The organism is Aeromonas sp. S16(2024), assembly GCF_041403065.1.
Lineage (GTDB): Bacteria > Pseudomonadota > Gammaproteobacteria > Enterobacterales > Aeromonadaceae > Aeromonas.
In genome coordinates this window covers 1-1,659 of the sequence record NZ_JBGLQX010000054.1, presented here as the reverse complement: position 1 = coordinate 1,659, position 1,659 = coordinate 1, and the positions used below count along the sequence as shown (strand labels likewise).

General features: G+C 54.1%; 3 protein-coding genes. 2 read left to right on the top strand and 1 reads right to left on the bottom strand.

Annotated features, from left to right (window positions below; genetic code table 11):
* The coding region (locus ACB030_RS20275) for an elongation factor Tu (protein WP_371162253.1) at nucleotides 1-748 on the top strand (748 nt) is incomplete at its 5' end.
* Between the two features lie 112 nt (nucleotides 749-860).
* Nucleotides 861-1,403, top strand: coding sequence for a D-glycero-beta-D-manno-heptose 1,7-bisphosphate 7-phosphatase (gmhB, locus tag ACB030_RS20270; RefSeq protein ID WP_371162251.1), 543 nt, complete (start codon nucleotides 861-863; stop codon nucleotides 1,401-1,403).
* A 10-nt stretch (nucleotides 1,404-1,413) separates the two neighbouring features.
* Here gmhB and ACB030_RS20265 read toward each other — a convergent pair.
* On the bottom strand, nucleotides 1,414-1,659 hold a 246-nt coding region (locus tag ACB030_RS20265), incomplete at its 5' end, for a hypothetical protein (RefSeq protein WP_371162249.1).

The following is a 1,659-nucleotide window of genomic DNA, read 5'->3' as shown; positions in this document are numbered from 1 at the left end:
GCTCGAACTGGTCGAGATGGAAGTTCGTGAACTGCTGACCGAGTACGACTTCCCGGGTGATGACCTGCCGGTAGTCCGTGGTTCCGCGCTGAAAGCGCTGGAAGGCGACGCAGCATGGGAAGAGAAGATCATCGAGCTGGCTCACCACCTGGATACCTACATCCCGGAGCCGGAGCGCGCGATTGACCTGCCGTTCCTGATGCCTATCGAAGACGTCTTCTCCATCGCTGGCCGTGGTACCGTAGTAACCGGTCGTGTAGAGCGCGGTATTGTTAAAGTCGGTGAGACCGTAGAAATCGTCGGTATCAAAGACACCGTTTCTACCACCTGTACCGGTGTTGAAATGTTCCGCAAGCTGCTGGACGAAGGTCGTGCCGGTGAGAACGTTGGCGCCCTGCTGCGTGGCGTGAAGCGTGAAGACGTAGAGCGTGGTCAGGTACTGGCCAAGCCGGGTTCCATCAAGCCGCACACCAAGTTCGAATCTGAAGTGTACGTGCTGTCCAAAGAAGAAGGTGGTCGTCATACCCCGTTCTTCAAGGGCTACCGTCCGCAGTTCTACTTCCGTACTACCGACGTGACCGGTACCATCGAACTGCCGGAAGGCGTAGAGATGGTAATGCCAGGCGACAACATCAAAATGGTTGTTACCCTGATCGCGCCGATCGCGATGGACGACGGCCTGCGTTTCGCTATCCGTGAAGGTGGCCGTACCGTAGGTGCTGGTGTTGTTGCTAGCGTAATCGCTTAATCGATTTGCTATCTGCACACAAAAAGGGGTGGCTTCGGCCGCCCCTTTTATTTATGGGGCTTTATCTGCTCCGTGAGATATTGTTCAAACATCTATTGCCGAGGAGGTGCCCGTGAGTAAACCCGCCATTTTTCTGGATCGTGACGGTGTCATCAACGAAGACACAGGTTATGTCAGCCAGGTAGACGACTTCCACTTCCTGCCCGGTGTGATCGAAGCCATGCAGTTGCTGAAGCAGAAAGGCTATCTGTTGATCGTTGTCACCAATCAGTCTGGTATCGCCCGTGGCTATTTCAGTGAGGACGACTTCATGAACCTGACGGAATGGATGGACTGGTCACTGGCCGATCGGGATGTGGATCTCGATGGTATCTATTTCTGTCCTCATCATCCGGATCACGGTGCTCCCTGCGATTGCCGCAAGCCTGCCCCCGGTATGCTGCTGTTGGCGCAACAGGAGCTGGGTATCGACATGGCGAGTTCTTATATGGTGGGTGACAAGCCTTCCGACCTGAAAGCGGCCATCAATGCCGGGGTCGGACACAAGGTGATGGTGCGCACCGGCAAGGTAGTGACCGATGAGGGCAATGCGCTGGCTGATGCCATCTACAACAACCTGCACGATTTCGCCGTTTCAGTGCCCGTCGCGGGCTGATTTTGTTTGCTTAATATGCGTATTGGTGGCTTTGTGAGCGATCAGTTGATGAAAGCCATCTTTTTGCAATTATCTGCTTGCCAGAAAGTTTCAGCTCCCTATAATGCGCCTCCATCGACAGGGCAAGCGGCAACGCAAACAACCAGGTCGATAACCTCGAAAGCCTTTGAAAATAAGGCTTGACTCGAGAAGGCGGTTGAGTAGAATTCCACTCCCGCAGCAACACACTGTTGCGTCGCTCTTTAACAATTTGAAT